The sequence below is a fragment of the Streptomyces sp. NPDC005302 genome (assembly GCF_040607345.1).
Classification (GTDB): domain Bacteria; phylum Actinomycetota; class Actinomycetes; order Streptomycetales; family Streptomycetaceae; genus Streptomyces.
This window is the reverse complement of record NZ_JBEXGN010000003.1, coordinates 32072-47271: the sequence shown is the minus strand read 5'-3', so window position 1 is coordinate 47271 and position 15200 is coordinate 32072. Positions and strand designations below refer to the sequence as shown.

Annotated in this window: 14 protein-coding genes; 3 read left to right on the top strand and 11 right to left on the bottom strand. The window is 73.6% G+C overall.

Going from position 1 to position 15200, the window contains the following annotated elements:
• Window positions 1–267: 267 nt before the first annotated feature.
• Window positions 268–906: a TetR/AcrR family transcriptional regulator gene (locus tag ABZT74_RS04820; RefSeq protein WP_356433415.1), complete on the bottom strand. Its 639-nt coding sequence runs from the start codon at window positions 904–906 to the stop codon at window positions 268–270.
• A 98-nt stretch (window positions 907–1004) separates the two neighbouring features.
• Here ABZT74_RS04820 and ABZT74_RS04815 point away from each other — a divergent pair, with 98 nt between their 5' ends.
• Window positions 1005–1718 carry an SDR family oxidoreductase gene (locus ABZT74_RS04815; protein WP_356433414.1) on the top strand — a complete coding sequence of 238 codons (714 nt, stop codon included), beginning with the start codon at window positions 1005–1007 and terminating at the stop codon, window positions 1716–1718.
• Window positions 1719–1738: 20 nt separating this feature from the next.
• Here the strand turns inward: ABZT74_RS04815 and ABZT74_RS04810 are convergent, their stop codons facing one another.
• On the bottom strand, window positions 1739–2728 hold the full coding sequence (locus ABZT74_RS04810; protein ID WP_356433413.1) for an alpha/beta hydrolase: 990 nt from the start codon (window positions 2726–2728) through the stop codon (window positions 1739–1741).
• A gap of 316 nt (window positions 2729–3044) precedes the next feature.
• Here ABZT74_RS04810 and ABZT74_RS04805 point away from each other — a divergent pair, with 316 nt between their 5' ends.
• Window positions 3045–3968 carry an LLM class F420-dependent oxidoreductase gene (locus ABZT74_RS04805; protein WP_356433412.1) on the top strand — a complete coding sequence of 308 codons (924 nt, stop codon included), beginning with the start codon at window positions 3045–3047 and terminating at the stop codon, window positions 3966–3968.
• A gap of 117 nt (window positions 3969–4085) precedes the next feature.
• Here ABZT74_RS04805 and ABZT74_RS04800 read toward each other — a convergent pair whose 3' ends face one another.
• The 4 genes from ABZT74_RS04800 to ABZT74_RS04785 all read right to left on the bottom strand — a co-directional run bounded on the left by ABZT74_RS04800 (window position 4086) and on the right by ABZT74_RS04785 (window position 6886).
• Window positions 4086–4565: a DUF6099 family protein gene (locus ABZT74_RS04800; RefSeq protein WP_355874939.1), complete on the bottom strand. Its 480-nt coding sequence runs from the start codon at window positions 4563–4565 to the stop codon at window positions 4086–4088.
• Between the two features lie 199 nt (window positions 4566–4764).
• Window positions 4765–5097: a nucleotide pyrophosphohydrolase gene (locus tag ABZT74_RS04795; protein WP_356164934.1), complete on the bottom strand. Its 333-nt coding sequence runs from the start codon at window positions 5095–5097 to the stop codon at window positions 4765–4767.
• On the bottom strand, window positions 5094–6251 hold the full coding sequence (locus ABZT74_RS04790; protein WP_356164931.1) for an ATP-binding protein: 1158 nt from the start codon (window positions 6249–6251) through the stop codon (window positions 5094–5096). Before ABZT74_RS04790 ends, ABZT74_RS04795 begins: the two co-directional genes overlap by 4 nt.
• 245 nt (window positions 6252–6496) lie before the next feature.
• Window positions 6497–6886 carry a cell division protein SepF gene (locus ABZT74_RS04785; protein WP_356433411.1) on the bottom strand — a complete coding sequence of 130 codons (390 nt, stop codon included), beginning with the start codon at window positions 6884–6886 and terminating at the stop codon, window positions 6497–6499.
• A 269-nt stretch (window positions 6887–7155) separates the two neighbouring features.
• Here ABZT74_RS04785 and ABZT74_RS04780 point away from each other — a divergent pair, with 269 nt between their 5' ends.
• Window positions 7156–7935 (top strand): SDR family NAD(P)-dependent oxidoreductase, encoded by a 780-nt coding sequence (locus ABZT74_RS04780; protein ID WP_356433639.1) that lies wholly within the window; start codon window positions 7156–7158, stop codon window positions 7933–7935.
• Window positions 7936–8178: 243 nt separating this feature from the next.
• Here ABZT74_RS04780 and ABZT74_RS04775 read toward each other — a convergent pair whose 3' ends face one another.
• The 5 genes from ABZT74_RS04775 to ABZT74_RS04755 all read right to left on the bottom strand — a co-directional run bounded on the left by ABZT74_RS04775 (window position 8179) and on the right by ABZT74_RS04755 (window position 15033).
• The gene (locus ABZT74_RS04775; protein WP_356433410.1) at window positions 8179–9447 is read right to left on the bottom strand and encodes a VWA-like domain-containing protein; all 1269 of its coding nucleotides are present in this window, start codon (window positions 9445–9447) and stop codon (window positions 8179–8181) included.
• Window positions 9444–10697 (bottom strand): MoxR family ATPase, encoded by a 1254-nt coding sequence (locus ABZT74_RS04770; RefSeq protein ID WP_356165357.1) that lies wholly within the window; start codon window positions 10695–10697, stop codon window positions 9444–9446. Before ABZT74_RS04770 ends, ABZT74_RS04775 begins: the two co-directional genes overlap by 4 nt.
• Before the next feature lie 347 nt (window positions 10698–11044).
• On the bottom strand, window positions 11045–12784 hold the full coding sequence (locus tag ABZT74_RS04765) for a hypothetical protein (RefSeq protein WP_356164925.1): 1740 nt from the start codon (window positions 12782–12784) through the stop codon (window positions 11045–11047).
• A gap of 89 nt (window positions 12785–12873) precedes the next feature.
• Window positions 12874–14199: a hypothetical protein gene (locus tag ABZT74_RS04760; protein WP_356164923.1), complete on the bottom strand. Its 1326-nt coding sequence runs from the start codon at window positions 14197–14199 to the stop codon at window positions 12874–12876.
• A gap of 252 nt (window positions 14200–14451) precedes the next feature.
• Window positions 14452–15033, bottom strand: a complete 582-nt coding sequence (locus ABZT74_RS04755; protein ID WP_356164920.1) for a hypothetical protein — start codon at window positions 15031–15033, stop codon at window positions 14452–14454.
• Window positions 15034–15200 lie beyond the last annotated feature (167 nt).

Below are 15200 nucleotides of genomic sequence, written 5' to 3'. Positions count from 1 at the left end.
ACGTCTTCTGAGCTGCGAGAACTCCTGCGGATCGACGGTTCGGCGCACACGGGTGCACACCTCTCCGGCGCCGCCCGGCCGCAGCGATGGGCGAGCGCGCCTCGGGGCCGCCATCGCGGGCTCTCCCGCGGCCCGGCGGCCCGTGGCCACGCCGCGCCGCGATCGGCCGCGGGGGCGACGCCTGGTCTCGGCGCGCCCCCACAACGTACCGCCGACGCCGCAGGTGGGCTCGGGTTTTTTCGTGCCGGCGGAGGTGACCGAGGGAGGTCAGCCGGAGGTGCCGGACGGCCGCGGGACGGTCTCTTTCGCGTCACCGACGCCCGCGGTGTCGAGGAGGGTGCCGGCCATCGTGACCGCGAGGCCGTCGAGTCCGCGGCCCTGCATGACGGCACGGACGCCCGATCCGTCGAAGGTGACGGTCAGCTGGCGGGCGAGCAGCGCGGGGTCGTCGGCACCGCCGCGCTCCGCCTCCTCCTCGAAGAACGCGGTCAGGGTGTCCTTGCACCGGCGGGCGACCAGGCTCGCGGGGTGGTCCGGCGCCTTCAGTTCGGCGGTGACGGACACGAAGGGGCAGCCGAGGAAGTCCGGGCCGTCGGCCAGCTCCTCCAGGCGCTCGAAGACGTGCAGGATGCGTGCCCGCGGCGAGCGGTCGTCGGCACCGGGCACCAGGAACGCCTGGTGGGCGGGCGCGCTGCGTTCCAGGCTCGCCGCCAGCACCTCGTCCTTGCTGCCGAACAGCTGGTACATCGAGCGCTTGGAGACCCCGGCCTCGCGGCACAGCGCCTCGACGCCGATGCCGACCCCCTCGCGGTAGAAGAGCCCGGCCGCGGCGTCGAGCAGTCGGTCCCGGGTCGTGGAGGCAGCGGTCGAGGAGGCCCCGGTCACGGTCGGTGTCGCCTGTGTCATGGGGACAGCCTACGTTCTCCTGTTGCCATTCGGAAACCGATCGGTTTACAGTTCCCGGAGACGAAGGAAACCGATCGGTTTCCGAAAGGGGAAAGCTCATGACCAGCATCGAAGGTTCCGTGGCACTGGTGACCGGCGGCAGCCGCGGCATCGGCAAGGCACTCGTGGAGTCCCTCTACGAGCGGGGCGCCGCCAAGGTGTACGCGACCGCCCGCGACCCGAAGTCGGTCACCCACCCCGACGCGGTGCCGCTGGCGCTGGAGGCCACCGACCCCGCGTCGGTCGCGGCCGCCGCCGAGCGGGCCCAGGACGTCACGATCCTGATCAACAACGCGGGCGGATCGGGACGGACGTCCTTCCTCGACTCCCCCGTCGAGGACGTGCGGCGCGAGTTCGACATCAACTTCTACGGCCCCCTGCTCGCCACCCGGGCGTTCGTCCCGGTCCTGGAGCGCAACGGCGGCGGACACATCCTGACCGTCCACTCGGTGCTGTCGTGGATGACGGTCCCCGGTACGGACGGATACAGCGCCTCCAAGGCCGCGCTGTGGTCGCAGAGCAACGCGCTGCGTCTGGAACTCCGGCCGCGCGGCATCAAGGTCACCGGTCTGCACGTCGGCTACGTCGACACCGACCTGACCGCGGGCCTCGACGTGCCCAAGGTCTCCGCGCACAGCGTCGCGGCGGAGGCTCTCGACGGCATCGAGGCGGACGCCCACGAGGTCCTCGCCGACGCGGTGACCCGCCAGGTCAAGGCGGGCCTCTCGGGCGACCTCAGCGCCCTGTACCCGCAGCTCGCCGAACAGCGGTAGCCGCCGTGGGGCCCGGGTCGCTACGGGGTGGCGCGGCCGATCACGCCGAGCCACTCGGTCAGCAGCCGGCTCGTCTCCCCGGGGCGCTCCTGCTGGACCCAGTGGCCGCAGCCGTCGAGGACGTGCGAGGAGACCAGGCCCGGCAGCGTGACGGGGAAGGCCTCGATGGCGCCGGCCATCCACGTGGTGGAGGCGTCCAGGGCACCGCCGATGAACAGCGAGGGCTGGGTGATCGGGGCACCGTCGTGGTCGGCGAGGTCCTCCCAGTCCCGGTCCATGTTGCGGTAGCGGTTGAGCGCCCCGGTCAGGCCGGTGCGCTCGAACTCGGCCGCGTAGACGTCGAGTTCCTCCGCACCGAGCCAGCCGGGGCGGACATCGGCGGGGAAGCGGTCACGGACCGTGCCGCCGGGTGCGGCGAAGTGCGGGTCGGGCGCGCCGGGCGGGGGCATCGTGTCGCCGGACATGGCGGCGTAGAAGCCCGCGAGCCAGCCGCGTACGTCCGGCTCGATCTCCGCCTCCGCACGGCCCGGACGCTGGAAGCGGGAGACGTAGAACTCCTCCTCTCCTCCCATGGCCGCGAAGATCTCGGAGGGCCGCGGGCCGCCCCGCGGCGCGTAGGGGACGCTGAGCAGCCCCACGGCCCGGAACACGTCGGGGCGCAGCAGCGCGGAGCCGGCCGCGATGTTCGCCCCCACGTCGTGCCCGACGATCACCGCGTGCTGTTCGCCCAGCGCCCGCACGACGGCCACGTTGTCCTCGACCAGGTCGGGCAGCCGGTACGCCTCGACCGCCTCGGGCCGGGACGAGCGGCCGTGCCCGCGCACGTCGACGGCGACCGCCCGGTACCCGGCCGCGGCAAGGGCCGGCAGTTGATGGCGCCACGAGTACCAGAACTCCGGAAAGCCGTGCACGAGAAGGACCAGCGGCCCCTCGCCCCGCTCGACGAGATGGATCCGGCCCGCGGGTCCGGGAACCACCCGGTGCGTGACGTCCGGCATCTGCTGCGGCATGGGTCCTCCACGGGCCTCGGTCCTGCTCGTGCGGGCGCCGGGTGCCACGAACCGGGCACCGGGCGCTGCACCAAGATCGCTTCCGATCCTGGTCGAACGCCCCCGCCGTCGCGAGCGATGTTGCCGCTTCGGCAAACACGACGGACACGGCGAACACGGCGATCACGGTGATGCGTGCGGGCCACGGTGCCCGCGGGCCTATGGGCCGGGAGGTCGGGGTGGGCGGGGCCGGGGGGTCGGTGGGCCGGGACGATCGGGGCGGAGGGGACAGCGGTTCGGCACGGGACGCCTGATGTGACCGGTGCATGATGGATACATGGATCTTCGAGTCTTCACAGAACCGCAGCAGGGCGCGACCTACGACACGCTGCTTCGCGTGGCCAAGGCCGCCGAAGACCTTCACTACGGCGCCTTCTTCCGCTCCGACCACTACCTGAGCATGGGCTCCGCCGACGGCCTCCCCGGCCCCACGGACGCCTGGATCACCCTGGCCGGCATCGCCCGCGAGACGAGCAGCATCCGTCTCGGCACGCTGATGACCGCGGGCACCTTCCGTCTTCCCGGCGTCCTCGCCATCCAGGTCGCGCAGGTCGACCAGATGTCGGGCGGCCGCGTGGAACTCGGGCTGGGGGCCGGCTGGTACGAGGCCGAGCACGCGGCCTACGGAATCCCCTTCCCGAAGGAGAAGTTCGGCCGGCTGGAGGAGCAACTCGCCGTCGTCACCGGGCTGTGGGGCACGCCCGTCGGCGAGCGGTTCGACTTCGACGGCACGTACTACCAGTTGAAGGACTCGCCCGCGCTGCCCAAGCCCGCGCAGTCGAAGGTGCCCGTACTGATCGGCGGCCACGGAGCGAAGCGCACGCCGGCTCTGGCGGCGCGCTACGCCGACGAGTTCAACATCCCCTTCGCCTCCGTGGCGGACTCGGAGCAGCAGTTCGGCCGGGTGCGCGCGGCGGTGCAACAGGCCGGGCGCAAGGCCGACGAACTCGTCTACTCCAACGCCCTGGTGGCCTGTGTCGGCCGCACCGACCGCGAGGTGAAGCGGCGCGCGGACGCCATCGGCCGTGACGTCGAGGAGCTGAAGGCGAACGGTCTCGCGGGTTCTCCCGCCGAGGTGGTCGAGCGGATCGCCGAATACCAGGCGGTGGGTTCGCAGCGGATGTATCTCCAGATCCTCGACCTCGACGACCTGGACCAGCTGGAGTTGATCGCGGCCGAGGTGATGCCGGGGCTCGACTGACTCCGGATGTCGCGCCGTACGGGCCGGCCGTCGAGCGGCACACGCCCCGCCCCGGCCGGACCGCTCGCGTCCTTCCGCCCCGGGGCGGGCCGTACGGGTCCGGGGCGGGCCGCACGGCTACCCGGTGGCCGAACCCCGTTCCACCACGCGTTTCTCGTCCCGGACCGCGAGGCGCCTGAGCATCTCCAGGACGCGGTCCCGGGACTCGTCCGCCGCGTCGATGGCCTCCATGCACTGCCAGTACGTCCCCTCGTCGTGCGCCGCGCAGGCGACGCCGACCAGGGCCATACCGACCTCGCCCAGGAGGCGGCCCAGGCAGAGGAGCGCGTCGCGCGGATCGCCCAGCTCGGTGAGCTGGGCGGCACGTAAGGCATCGAGACCGAGCGCGGGAGCGCCCAGGACCCCGCAGCCACGGCCCGCCAGCTCCGTCAACCCCAGGGCCTCACCCCGGAGTTCCGGCGGACCGGACACCGCGAACCGGCTGCCGATCGCCTGTGCCAGGGAATGCGCCTGCCATGCCTCGGCCATCACCTCCGGAGTGTCCCCGCTCTCCGCCAGGGCACGTCTGCTCGTCACGATGAGCCGCACCGCTTCCATGCGCTGCCCCCGTCTGTCGCGACGCGTTCACACGCGTCCGCCCGAACTCACTGGTTCACTACCCAGAGTGAAGTCCCTTGAGACGAAAAGCCAGAGGAAGCCCGAAATCTGTGGACACACGGTGGAGAGTTGACGGCTGTACGACTCCGGAGAGTGACACCTCGCTGTTGGGTGATCCCGCGGACGTCCTCCGCTCCCGTCAGGAGCCGCCGGGCGCGGGGAACCTGAGTTCGTTGCGGTCGATCTTCGCGTCGAGCGCGGCGAGCGGGTCGACGCCCAGCACCTCGCAGAACTGCAGCAGGTAGGCGAGGACGTCGGCCACCTCGTCACGGACGCGGTGCGCGCGCTCCGCGTCGTCCATGACGCGGGCCGACTCCTCCGGGGTCAACCACTGGAAGATCTCGACGAGTTCGGAGGCTTCCACGCTGAGGGCCGCGACGAGGTTCTTCGGGGTGTGGTAGGGCTGCCAGTTCCGGGCGGCCGCGAAGTCGGCCAGCCTGCGCTGCAGTGTCGCTACGTCCAGTTCACTCACGGCGTCAGGTCTACCACCGTCGCACCGGCCGCCCCGAACGCCGGGTCCCCGTCGCTCAGCGCCGCCACCAGCCGGATGTGGCCCCGCTCGCACATCCGCTGCGCCAGCCGCACCAGTTCACCGGTCTGCCGTGCGTCCAGCCCGCGGTCGAGGCCGTCGGCGAGCACGGTCAACGACTGGAACGCGGCCGGCACCTCGCCCGCCGGGTCGACCTCCAGGACCCCCGGCCCGGTGAGCAGGACGAGGGCCAGCGCGAGATACCGCAACTCGCCGTCACCGAGCAGCCCCAGTGGCGTACGGGCGCCGTCGCCGCGGTCGAGGAGTCCCTGGACCCGGCCGTCGCCGGCCACCTCGGCGAGGACGTCGGTGACGGTCCCGGCGCAGCCGGCACGGACGGCGGCGACCAGGTGCGCGTACCGGTGTCCGCACTCCGACCTTGTACGCCACAGCACTTCGGCGAGGTTGCCGCAGTTCCGCAGGAGGCGTCCCGTGCCCGGCGGGGCGGGGACACGCATGGCGTGCGGGCTCGGGTCGCAGGCGTAGACGGAGCGCAGCGCGAGCACCATCTGCTCGGCCGCGGCGAGGACCTGGCACTCACCGGGGGTGCGGCCCGCGACGCGCAGCGGCAGCAGGGCGGTGCCGAGCCGGTCGTCGGGGAGCGGTCCGCGGGTCACGGCGGACGATCCGCCGGTGTGCCAGGCCGCCTGCACGGACGGCCGGCCGGGGTCCCGCAGCGCCGTCTCCAGCAGGGTCTGTCCGCCCGCCGACAACCGCTCGCCCACGATGCGCAGTTCGGGCTCGGCCTGTACGGCGACGTCGAGGCGGACCGGGCCTTCGGGGCCGTCCACCGTGCAGCCGATGCGGAAGCCGCGGCGCTGCTGCGCGTCGGGCCTGGCCCGCTCGGGCACGCAGGCGACCGGGTCCGGGAACACCTCCCGGAGTTCGGCGCCGCCGCCGAGCCGGGCCAGCGCCTCGTAGGCCCGCAGGGCGGCCGTCTTGCCGCTGCCGCTCGGGCCGGTGACGAGGGTGAGCGGTCCGAGGGGGAACCGGACGCGGCGGTGGGTGGCGAAGGCGGCGAGGCGCAGCTCGGTGACGCCGGGTCGGTCGGGGCGCGCCTGCGCCGCCGTGGGCGCTTCCGGTGTGGACAGGGTCATATGCGGACGGTATGCCTCCGTCGGCGGACGAACCGTTCCACTTGGTGAACCTTCCTACGATCGGGGGACGAATCCACCGTTTCGCGGGGCGGGTTCACCGGATCGCCGACCCTGTTCGCCTGGCCGGGGCGAGTTCACCACGGCGGCGGGGTGAACCCCGCGGAGGCAGGGTGCGGCGCCCGGTCACGGTGCCGGTCGCCGGCGGGGATCGAGTCGGGGCCGTCGCACGGACCGGCGGCGCGGCGTCAGATCCCGGGGGCGCTCGCTTCCTCCATGAGTCCGCGTACCTCGGTTCCCGGCGGGGTCAGCAGGAACACGTTCCGGTCGACGCGGTGCATACCGCTCGCGAGGCCGAACACCACGCCCGTACTGAAGTCGAGGACCCGCTTGGCGACTTCGCTCTCCGCGCCGGTCAGGTCGAGGAGGACCGGGATGCCGGCCATGAGGGTCTCGGCCACGTCGCGGGCGTCCGCGAAGACGTTGACCCGCAGGACCACGAAGCGGCGCCGCGCCTCCGTCGGGGCCTCGGGGATCGACCGGTGGCCGACCGAGGAGGGCCAGGCGTCCCGGCCACGCAACGGAACGACCTGGGCGAGCCCTCTCCACTGTTCATCGGTGACGTCGTGGCTGTTCATCGATCCACCCCGTCCTGGCTCGCACTCGTAGTCTGCACCGGGCAATTCTTACGCATGGTCACCCGTTCGGCCCAACAGCGACACGGTCCGCGACCCGGTTCGCCCGTGCCCCGCCCCGTTCCCACGGTGCCGTATCTCTGTTCGTCGAAGGCGCTCCGTGCTGCAATACCCCGTCGCCGTAGGGCCGTTCACGGACGGACGGCGTCCGGCACCGCGCCGGGAGCAGCGAGTTCGTGAAGGTCAACATCGCCGAACCCCTGGGGACCGTGATGGCTGGGACGTCGGATTTCTCGCAGCGCAAGGGTGTCGCGTTCGTCGCGGGCGGCACCGGGGGCATCGGTTCGGCGATCGTGCGGACGCTCGCCGAGCGGGGCAGCGACGTGGTGTTCACGTACCGCTCCAGCCGGGCGGCGGCGGACGCACTCACCGCGGAGGTCGCCGGACTCGGGCGCCGGGTCCGTTCCCTGCGGCTCGATCTGACCGAGGAACGGGCGGTGGCCGCCGCCGTGTCCGAGACCGCCGTCACGCTCGGTGGTCTGCACACCCTCGTCCACGCGGCGGGACCGCACGTTCCCATGGTGCATCTGAGCCGGGTCGCACCGAGCGAGTACCGCGCCCAACTGGACGCCGAGGCGGGGGCGTTCTTCAACCTCGTACATCCCGCGCTGCCCCTGTTGCGGGAGAGCCGGGGCAGTGTCGTCGCGGTCACCACCGTGGCCACGCGCCGGTTTCCCGTCCGCGACGGACTCTCCTCGGGCACCAAGGGCGCCGTCGAGGCGGTCGCCCGCGCGCTCGCCGCCGAGGAGGGCCGCTACGGCGTCCGCGTCAACTGCGTGGCCCCCGGCATGCTGACCGACGGCATCGCCGCCCGCCTGATCAGTTCCGGTGAACTCGACGACGCCGCGCTGGAGATCACCCGCCGCAACATCCCCCTGCGCCGCTTCGGCACCGCCGCCGACATAGCCGAAGCGGTCGCCTTCCTGGCCTCGGACCGCGCGGGCTTCATCACCGGCCAGGCGTTGGGGGTGGACGGGGGGTACAGCGTGTAGAGGCGGGCCGCGGAGACCGGCCCGGGAGGGACTGACATCTGTCGCGCGCGACGGACGCAGCCCGCGCCGGGCAAGGGCGTCGACCGCCGGCGCGGACAAGGCCCGGAGGAAGCGGGGGCGTCGGACGAGGACGCCGGGCAAGACCCCCGGGAAATGGGGGCGTCGACCGTGTCGGGCGGGCAGGGTCACCGACGAGTGCCCCGATCGGCCTCACGCGTCGGGTCGCCACCCTGTTCCCGGTCCTCACCTTCCCGCCCCCGTCGTCGTGCCGATCTCGACCACGCGGGCCCAGGCGGGCGGCGCGTCCGGGGCGTAGTCGGGATCGTCCTCGTCCCAGGAGCCGTCGCCCCCGTGCCGGGGGAAGAGGCCCACGACCGTGCGGCACGGGGGACGCGCGTCCGGCCACGGGGTCTGTCCGTCGGTCAGGACGACGACGACGTCGGGGCGGGGCCGGGCCCGGAGCGCGGCGGCGAACCCGGAGCGCAGGTCCGTGCCCCCGCCGCCCATCAGCGAGATCCCCTCGGCACGGCACAGAGGGTGCGCCACCCGGGCCGCCGCGTCGCAGGCCGCCACGGTCACGAGGTCGCGACGGCCGCCCACGGCACGGGAGATGGCGGACACCTCCAGGAGCGCGCTGCCCAGTTCCGCGTCGCTGACCGAGCCGGAGGTGTCGATGACCACGAAGACCCGCGGCGGTCTGCGGCGCAGGCTCGGCAGCACGACGCCGGGCAGACAGGCCGCGCGCCGCGACGGGCGGCCGTACGTGTAGTCCTCGCCCGCACCGGGCCCGGAGGCGGCGGACCGGACCGCCGCGCCCAGCAGCTCCCGCCAGGGCTGGGGCGGGTGGAAGGCCTCCTCCGCCCACCGCTTCCAGCCCCGGGGAGCGCGGCCGGGGCGGGCGTTGATGCCCTGTGCGACCCGGAAGCGGACGGCGTCGCGTTCCTGCGCGCTGAGCCCGTGTGCCCCGTCCGGCCCCAGGTCCCAGTCCCGATCGCCCCCGTCGGCGCCGCTGCCGCAGTCCAGCCAGGCCAGGCTCTGGGTGCGCGGCCCGAGCCGGAATCGTGTCAGGTACTCCTCCATCAGCTCGCCCGGCGTCAGGAGCAGGAACTGCGGTGTGACGGCCCCCTCCGGCCGGACCAGTCCCTCGCCGAACGCGTCGTCGTTGATCTCGCAGTCCGCGGCGATGTTCATCCGCAGCCGCTCCGCCGGGCCGGTCAGGCCGCGTTCACGGGCCACGCGCTCACTGCGGCCGTGGTGGTCGCGCAGCAGATGGGACACCTCGTGCACCCAGACGCCGGCCAGCTCCTCGACGGGCGTACGGTCCACGAAGCCCGGCGAGACGTAACAGCGCCAGTACCGGTCGACGGCCATCGTGGGGACCCGCCGCGAGGCGACGGTGTGCAGGGCGAACAGGGCCGTCGCGAGGTAGGGGCGGGCCCGCGCGGCGTGCAGGCGGGCGGCGAAGAGCTTGTCGAGGTCGAGGGCTCCTTCCTCGGTGCCGGACGCCGTCATCGGCGCACCGCCCCGACGCCGGACGCGGCGCGGGCCGCCGCTTCGTCGGCGCGCCGGGACAGCGTCACGGCTCCGGCGAGCCGCTCGATGGCGGCGGGCACGTCCCAGTCCTGTTCGCGCAGCGTCGCGAGCGTGGTCGCGGGGACGACGACGAGGTCCGGCGCGCCGGTGTCGAGCGCCCGGACGAGCAGGGCCCAGGCGGCGTCCCAGCGGGCCTTGTCCGGACGTGCGCGGACCGCGGCGACCACCCCGTCGAGAACGGCCTGGCGCAGATCACCCCGCTCGGGCAGTTCGGCGCTCTCCGGGTCGGCGAGCAGGGTCTCCGGGTCCGGCAGGTCCAGCCGGTCCAGGCTCGCGAGGAGTTCCAGTCCTGGGCCGTCGCCCACGGCGCCCCGGACGAGCAGGGACAGCACCTCGCGGGAGGAGCCGGCGGCGGTCGCGAAGGCGATCAGGCGCAGGGTCGTCTCCCAGCTCCGCGGCGAGGGCCAGGCACCGCCGCGCCGGGTCTCGCCGCTGGGCAGCCGGTGGACGAGCCCGGGTCGGGCGGCGAGCAGGGCGCACACCGCGCGGCGGGCGAAGTCCACGGCCTCACGTAGTCTCCGCGGGTCCAGGCGTGGCAGGGTCGCCCGGGGCCAGGTGCCGCCGAGGCCGCGGACGACGACCTCGTGGTCGTGGGTCCACTGGAGGTGGACGAACCGGTTGGCCAGCGGCGGGCTCAGCTCCCAGCCGTCGGCCGCGGAGGAGCGCGGGTTGGCGGCGGCCACGATCCGTACGCCGGGCGGCAGTTGGAGCGCGCCGATCCGCCGTTCCAGGACCAGCCGGAGCAGGGCGGCCTGCACGGCGGGGGGCGCGGTGGACAGTTCGTCGAGGAAGAGCAGCCCCCGGCCCGCCCGTACGAGACGGACCGCCCAGTCCGGCGGGGCCATCGGGACGCCCTGTTCGGCGGGGTCGTCGCCGAGGACGGGCAGCCCGGAGAAGTCGGACGGTTCGTGGACGCTGGCGATCACCGTGGTCAGCGGCAGATCCAGGGTCTCGGCGAGCTGGGTCAGCGCCGCGGTCTTGCCGATCCCCGGCTCGCCCCACAGCAGGACGGGCAGGTCGGCGGCGACGCAGAGGGTCAGGGCCTCCAGCTGGGTGTCGGGGCGCGGTTCGGTCGCGGTGTCACGCAGGAGGGTCAACAGCGCCTCCGCCACGTCGAGTTGGGTGGGGCCTGTCGGTTCGGCCGGGTCGGAGAGGAGGTCGGCTTCCAGGAAGGGCGTGTGTGTGGGCAAGTCTGATCACCTTGGGGTTCGTGGCGGATCGCACGACGGTGGACCGGGCCGAGGGGCACGGCGGACCGCTGTGCGGCGGAAGGTGCGAGGTCTTCGGGCCCTGCTCGCGTGCGAGTTGGGCGAGGGCCCGGGACGGGGGCGTCATACGGCCGAGTGGTGGCCGGCGAACCGGCTCAGCCGAGGTCCTGTTGTGTCACTCGCGGGTGGGATTGGTGCTGAACCGGCCTTGGTTCACGTCGCTTCTTCTCGCGTGGAGGGGCCATTGACGGCCCTGACCAGTGGCCTGTCGCGTCATCCGGGCGCGACCTGCGACGTACAGGGCCTGGCTAGCGGACCGTCGTGTCGCGTGGATGGGACCGATGGTCCCGGGGCCGTGCGACCCCGGGGTGGATGCGGCCCGGCGCGGGACCGGTCAGGCCCGCCCTGAACAGTCCGTAGGTGATCCGGCGCTCGGCGGCCGCCCACAGCTCGTCCCGCAGCGCTCCGCCCCGCAGCACCGCGTCGGGGCCGAGCAGTCCCTCGACGACGGCCAGCGCGCCGGCGGTGTCGCCGTGGTGGAGGCGTTCACGGACGCCGGACAGACAGTGCGGGCGCCGGTGCGCCTCGTCGATGACCTGGAGGCAGGGCAGGGGGGTGCCGGTCAGCGCGACCAGCAGTTCCTCGCGCCGGATCTCGGCCGGGTCGTGGTCCAGCGGTCGCAGGACGCCGTCGACCAGGCCGATCCGGTGCCGGTCACCCCGGCACTCCACCATCGTGGGTCGGCCCGCCGGGTCGGGTGCCCGGGGGACGGCGACAGGGGTGTACCCGGGTACGAGGGCCGCCGCGACGAGCGGATGCAGTCGCTCGGCATCGATCGCGCCGGTGCGGAGCAGGTGCAGGTCGGGCAGCACCCAGGTCGCCGCGTCGGGCAGGACCGGCAGCGGCGAGCCGCCGCCGCCTTTCGGCGCCGGTCCGATCCGCAGGCCGGGCGGCCCCGGCCCGTCCGACGCCGGGGGCACGTCCCTTTCCACGCCCGGGCCCGTGTCCTGGTCCGGGCCCAAGTGCACTTCCAGGAGTAGCCGGTGCCGGGATCCGAGCCGTACGGCGACCGGTCCGGCCGTCCGGCCCTCGGCCCGGAGCAGGATCGCCGCCTCGGCCGCCCACCGGTCCACGGCACAGCCGAGCTCGGCGGGTACGAGCCCGAGCGGATCGACGTCCGTCGGCCGGGGAAGGTCAGGTGGGACGTCGTCACCGGCCCGGAAGCACGGGCCTTCGGCCCCGGTGGGGACCCACGCTCCGTCGGGACCCGCCGGGGACCGGGGTTCGTCGGCGGAGGGGAACGGCGACCAGGGCCCGTCGACGTCGACACCTGACGGGGACTGGGACCGGGACCGTGACCAGGGCCGGAATCGCGCGTCGTCGGTATCGGATCCGACGCCCGGCCCGTCGGCAGCGGCCCCGGTCCGCAGCCCGTCGGCGCCGGAGCGGACCCGCAACTCGTGCGTCCTGCGGGCGTCCCAGAGGTGGCGGTGCAGGTCGAGACGGTAGCGCCGGGCCGGCCGGGCGTGTGGATGCCGGCGTGCTCCGTCGTCGAAGGAGGCGCCGTGGGAACCGCCGTTCGGCGCCTCCCACAGCGCGAGGCTCATACGCTGGCCACCGTCGGCCCAGGCGGGTGGCGTGCGGACCACGAGGTGCAGCGGATCGACGGGGTCGGGCGCGGCCCGGCCGGAACGTGCGGGCGTGCCGATCCCGGGCCCGGCCCGGTCGTAGCGTGCCAGCGTCATGGTGATGCCGGGGCGCAGCAGGCCGTCGGGGCCGATCCGGGGCATGTGCCAGCGCAGCAGGTCCGGCGCCAAGTGGCGTAGATCCGAGCGGACTCGGGATGCGAGGTCACGGCCGTGGGTCCGGGCCAGGGAGCGGAGGTCGAGGTCGGTGTCGACGCCCGCCGCGGCGCAGGCCCCCGCCCAGTCCCCGGCACGGCGGCGGGCGGTCGCGGTCTCGATCATGGAGGGCGGCACGGCGAAGTCCCGCACGCGCGGCCAGAAGGAAGCGAGGAGAGAGTCCTCGTACGCGGTCCGAGTGAGCATCAGCACTCACCTTGCGCGGACGGGGCCCCCAATCTGGTTACAGAGTGAGTTGTCATCGGCGGGAGCATAGCCCGCTGCTCGGAGGGCTGTCAGGTGATTTCGACCGGGCCCGTACCGGCCGCGGGTCCGCCCGTGGGACCGGTGATGTCGGTGCCGCCGGTCAGGTGCGGGGCCCCGTCGTCGTCGAGGAACTCGACCACGGCGAGCACCAGCAGGGCCACCACGGCGATCCAGACGGTGACGGCGGCCGTGGGGTAGTTCCAGATGAGCAGGGTGACGGCGGCGACCGCGACGACGGTCCAGTTGAGCCACGTCTTGGCCCGGTGCACCCAGGCGCCGACCGGTCCCAGGTCGAAGCCCGACGCGGTGCGCACGGCGCCGATGCCGCCCCGCCAGGCGGCGAGGACCCGCGTGGCGGCCCGGCCGCTGCCGGTCAGCCAGGCGGCGAGGGCGACGACGATGCCGAGGGTGATCACCATGCGTACCGTCGTCCGCAGATAGCGCACGAGGGTGTCGAAGATCGAGCCCGCGGCGGGCTGGGAGACGCCCGAGGGCAGGCCGTCGAGATAGATCCCCCGGAAGATCCAGAGCGCGATGCCGAGGACGGCCGCTCCCGCGGCCACGGCGAGTGCCGCCGTGACGAGGGCGCGGCGCCTGCGGATGGCGAGGAGCACGCCGCCGGCCGCGAGGACCAGGGTCAGCACCGGCAGCCAGAACCCGACGATCTGCAGGAGCCGGTAGAGCTTCTTGGCCTTGCCGATGGAGTCGGAGGTCATGACCGTGAAATCGGTGTGCACCTCGGGGATCTTCGCGGCGATGCCGAGTCCCCTGTCGACGAGGGCCTGCTTGACGCGGTCGATGACGGGGGCGAGGTCGATGACGACGGCGTCGTTGGTGAGTTTGACGGCTCCGCCGCCTTTTCCGGTGAGCGCCTTGTCGACGGAGGCGTGTGCCGTCCTGTTGAGCTCGGTCCACAGGGTGGCGAACGCGTCGCTGGTGACGAACCTGTCCGCCGTGCTGTGCACGAAGTCGGTGAGGCCACTGGTGATCGGACCGCTCAGCGGGCCGAGGGCCTTGGTCAGGCGGGGCCGGTCGGCCGGGGCGACGGAGGTGAGCAGCGACTCGATGTCGACGTGCTGCATGACGGCCTTCGTCACCCGGTCGGCGACGGCGTCCTGGACGTCGGGGTCGGAGGCGAGCGGCTTCATGGTGGAGACGTAGCGGTCGGTGTCACCGATCAGGTCGCTCGACCAGGCCGCCACGGCGCTGAGCGGGGTGAGCACGGCCGCGACGAGGATCAGCAGGACCGCGAAGAACGGCCGCACCCAGTGCCGTTGGCCCTTCGGGCGCCGCTGCTCCAGATCCGCGACCCGGGCCCGCAGCTCGGCGATCTCCCGGGCGTCGTCGCCGTTCACGTCGCCTCCGCGGGGCCGGCCGGCCAAGACGGCTGCCGTCGCGCGGACCGTCGACCGGCGCGTGTCCGGTCCATCAGGTCATCCATGGCGCTCTCGTTCCACTCGGTCCGCTCGGTCCGCTGCGTGGTGTGTACGACGGGTACGCGGGCCCCTCCCCCGGCGGCGCCGGACCGGCCACCGGGCGGAAGGGCCTCGTGGGTGCGGGGGTGTCACACCGCTGCCGTCGTGTCGGGACGGCCGGAGCGGGACGGTTCAGCGCGGCTGCGGCTGCCGCGGGGACTGCGACGGTGACTGCGGCCGGGACGGTGACGAGTGCCCGTGGGGCCGGTAGGCGGCGAGCGCCCAGATCACGAAGACGTCGATCGCGATCATGATGACGGACCAGATCGGCGCGTACGGCAGGAACATGAAGTGGAAGAGCATGCTCACCGCCGCCAACGCGATACCGACGACGCGGGCCCACGCGACGCCCTTCAGGATGCCCGCACCGACGACGGCGGCGATCACGCCGACGATCAGCAGGATCCAGCCCCAGCCGGTGAGGTTGATGCGGTACACGTAGTCGTCGACGCGTGTGTACACATCGTCCTTGGCGATCGCGGAGATGCCCTGGAGGATGTTGAGGACGCCGTTCACCAGCAGGAGCACACCCGCGAAGGTGACGCCGCCGGCCACCCACGCGCCGTCACCCGAGGGCGGTGGCCCGAGACCTCCGCCGGCGGGCGCGGCTCCGGACCACTGGTCTCCCCACAGCGGCATGTCGCCGCCGCTCGGCTGCGATCCCGTGCCGCCACCGGGCGGCGGGGTCGGGGGCTGCGAAGCGTCCTGGCTCATGCTCGACCACCTCGATGCGCTGTCGGCCGCTGGCCGTCCCCGGTGCGGGAGGCATCGGGGAATTCGAGCCTCCGCCGCCGTCACCCGCCCCGCCAGAGGGCTGCCGCCGATCGGGTGACGGTACGACGGCGGGCCCGCCGCCCACGACAGACCCGCACCCCGCGCCT

Coding starts and splice junctions, on each gene's coding strand:
- ABZT74_RS04820 (WP_356433415.1), bottom strand. CDS start 906: ATGACACAGGCGACACCGACCGTGACCGGGGCCTCCTCGACCGCTGCC.
- ABZT74_RS04815 (WP_356433414.1), top strand. CDS start 1,005: ATGACCAGCATCGAAGGTTCCGTGGCACTGGTGACCGGCGGCAGCCGC.
- ABZT74_RS04810 (WP_356433413.1), bottom strand. CDS start 2,728: ATGCCGCAGCAGATGCCGGACGTCACGCACCGGGTGGTTCCCGGACCC.
- ABZT74_RS04805 (WP_356433412.1), top strand. CDS start 3,045: ATGGATCTTCGAGTCTTCACAGAACCGCAGCAGGGCGCGACCTACGAC.
- ABZT74_RS04800 (WP_355874939.1), bottom strand. CDS start 4,565: ATGGAAGCGGTGCGGCTCATCGTGACGAGCAGACGTGCCCTGGCGGAG.
- ABZT74_RS04790 (WP_356164931.1), bottom strand. CDS start 6,251: ATGACCCTGTCCACACCGGAAGCGCCCACGGCGGCGCAGGCGCGCCCC.
- ABZT74_RS04785 (WP_356433411.1), bottom strand. CDS start 6,886: ATGAACAGCCACGACGTCACCGATGAACAGTGGAGAGGGCTCGCCCAG.
- ABZT74_RS04780 (WP_356433639.1), top strand. CDS start 7,156: ATGGCTGGGACGTCGGATTTCTCGCAGCGCAAGGGTGTCGCGTTCGTC.
- ABZT74_RS04775 (WP_356433410.1), bottom strand. CDS start 9,447: ATGACGGCGTCCGGCACCGAGGAAGGAGCCCTCGACCTCGACAAGCTC.
- ABZT74_RS04765 (WP_356164925.1), bottom strand. CDS start 12,784: ATGCTCACTCGGACCGCGTACGAGGACTCTCTCCTCGCTTCCTTCTGG.
- ABZT74_RS04755 (WP_356164920.1), bottom strand. CDS start 15,033: ATGAGCCAGGACGCTTCGCAGCCCCCGACCCCGCCGCCCGGTGGCGGC.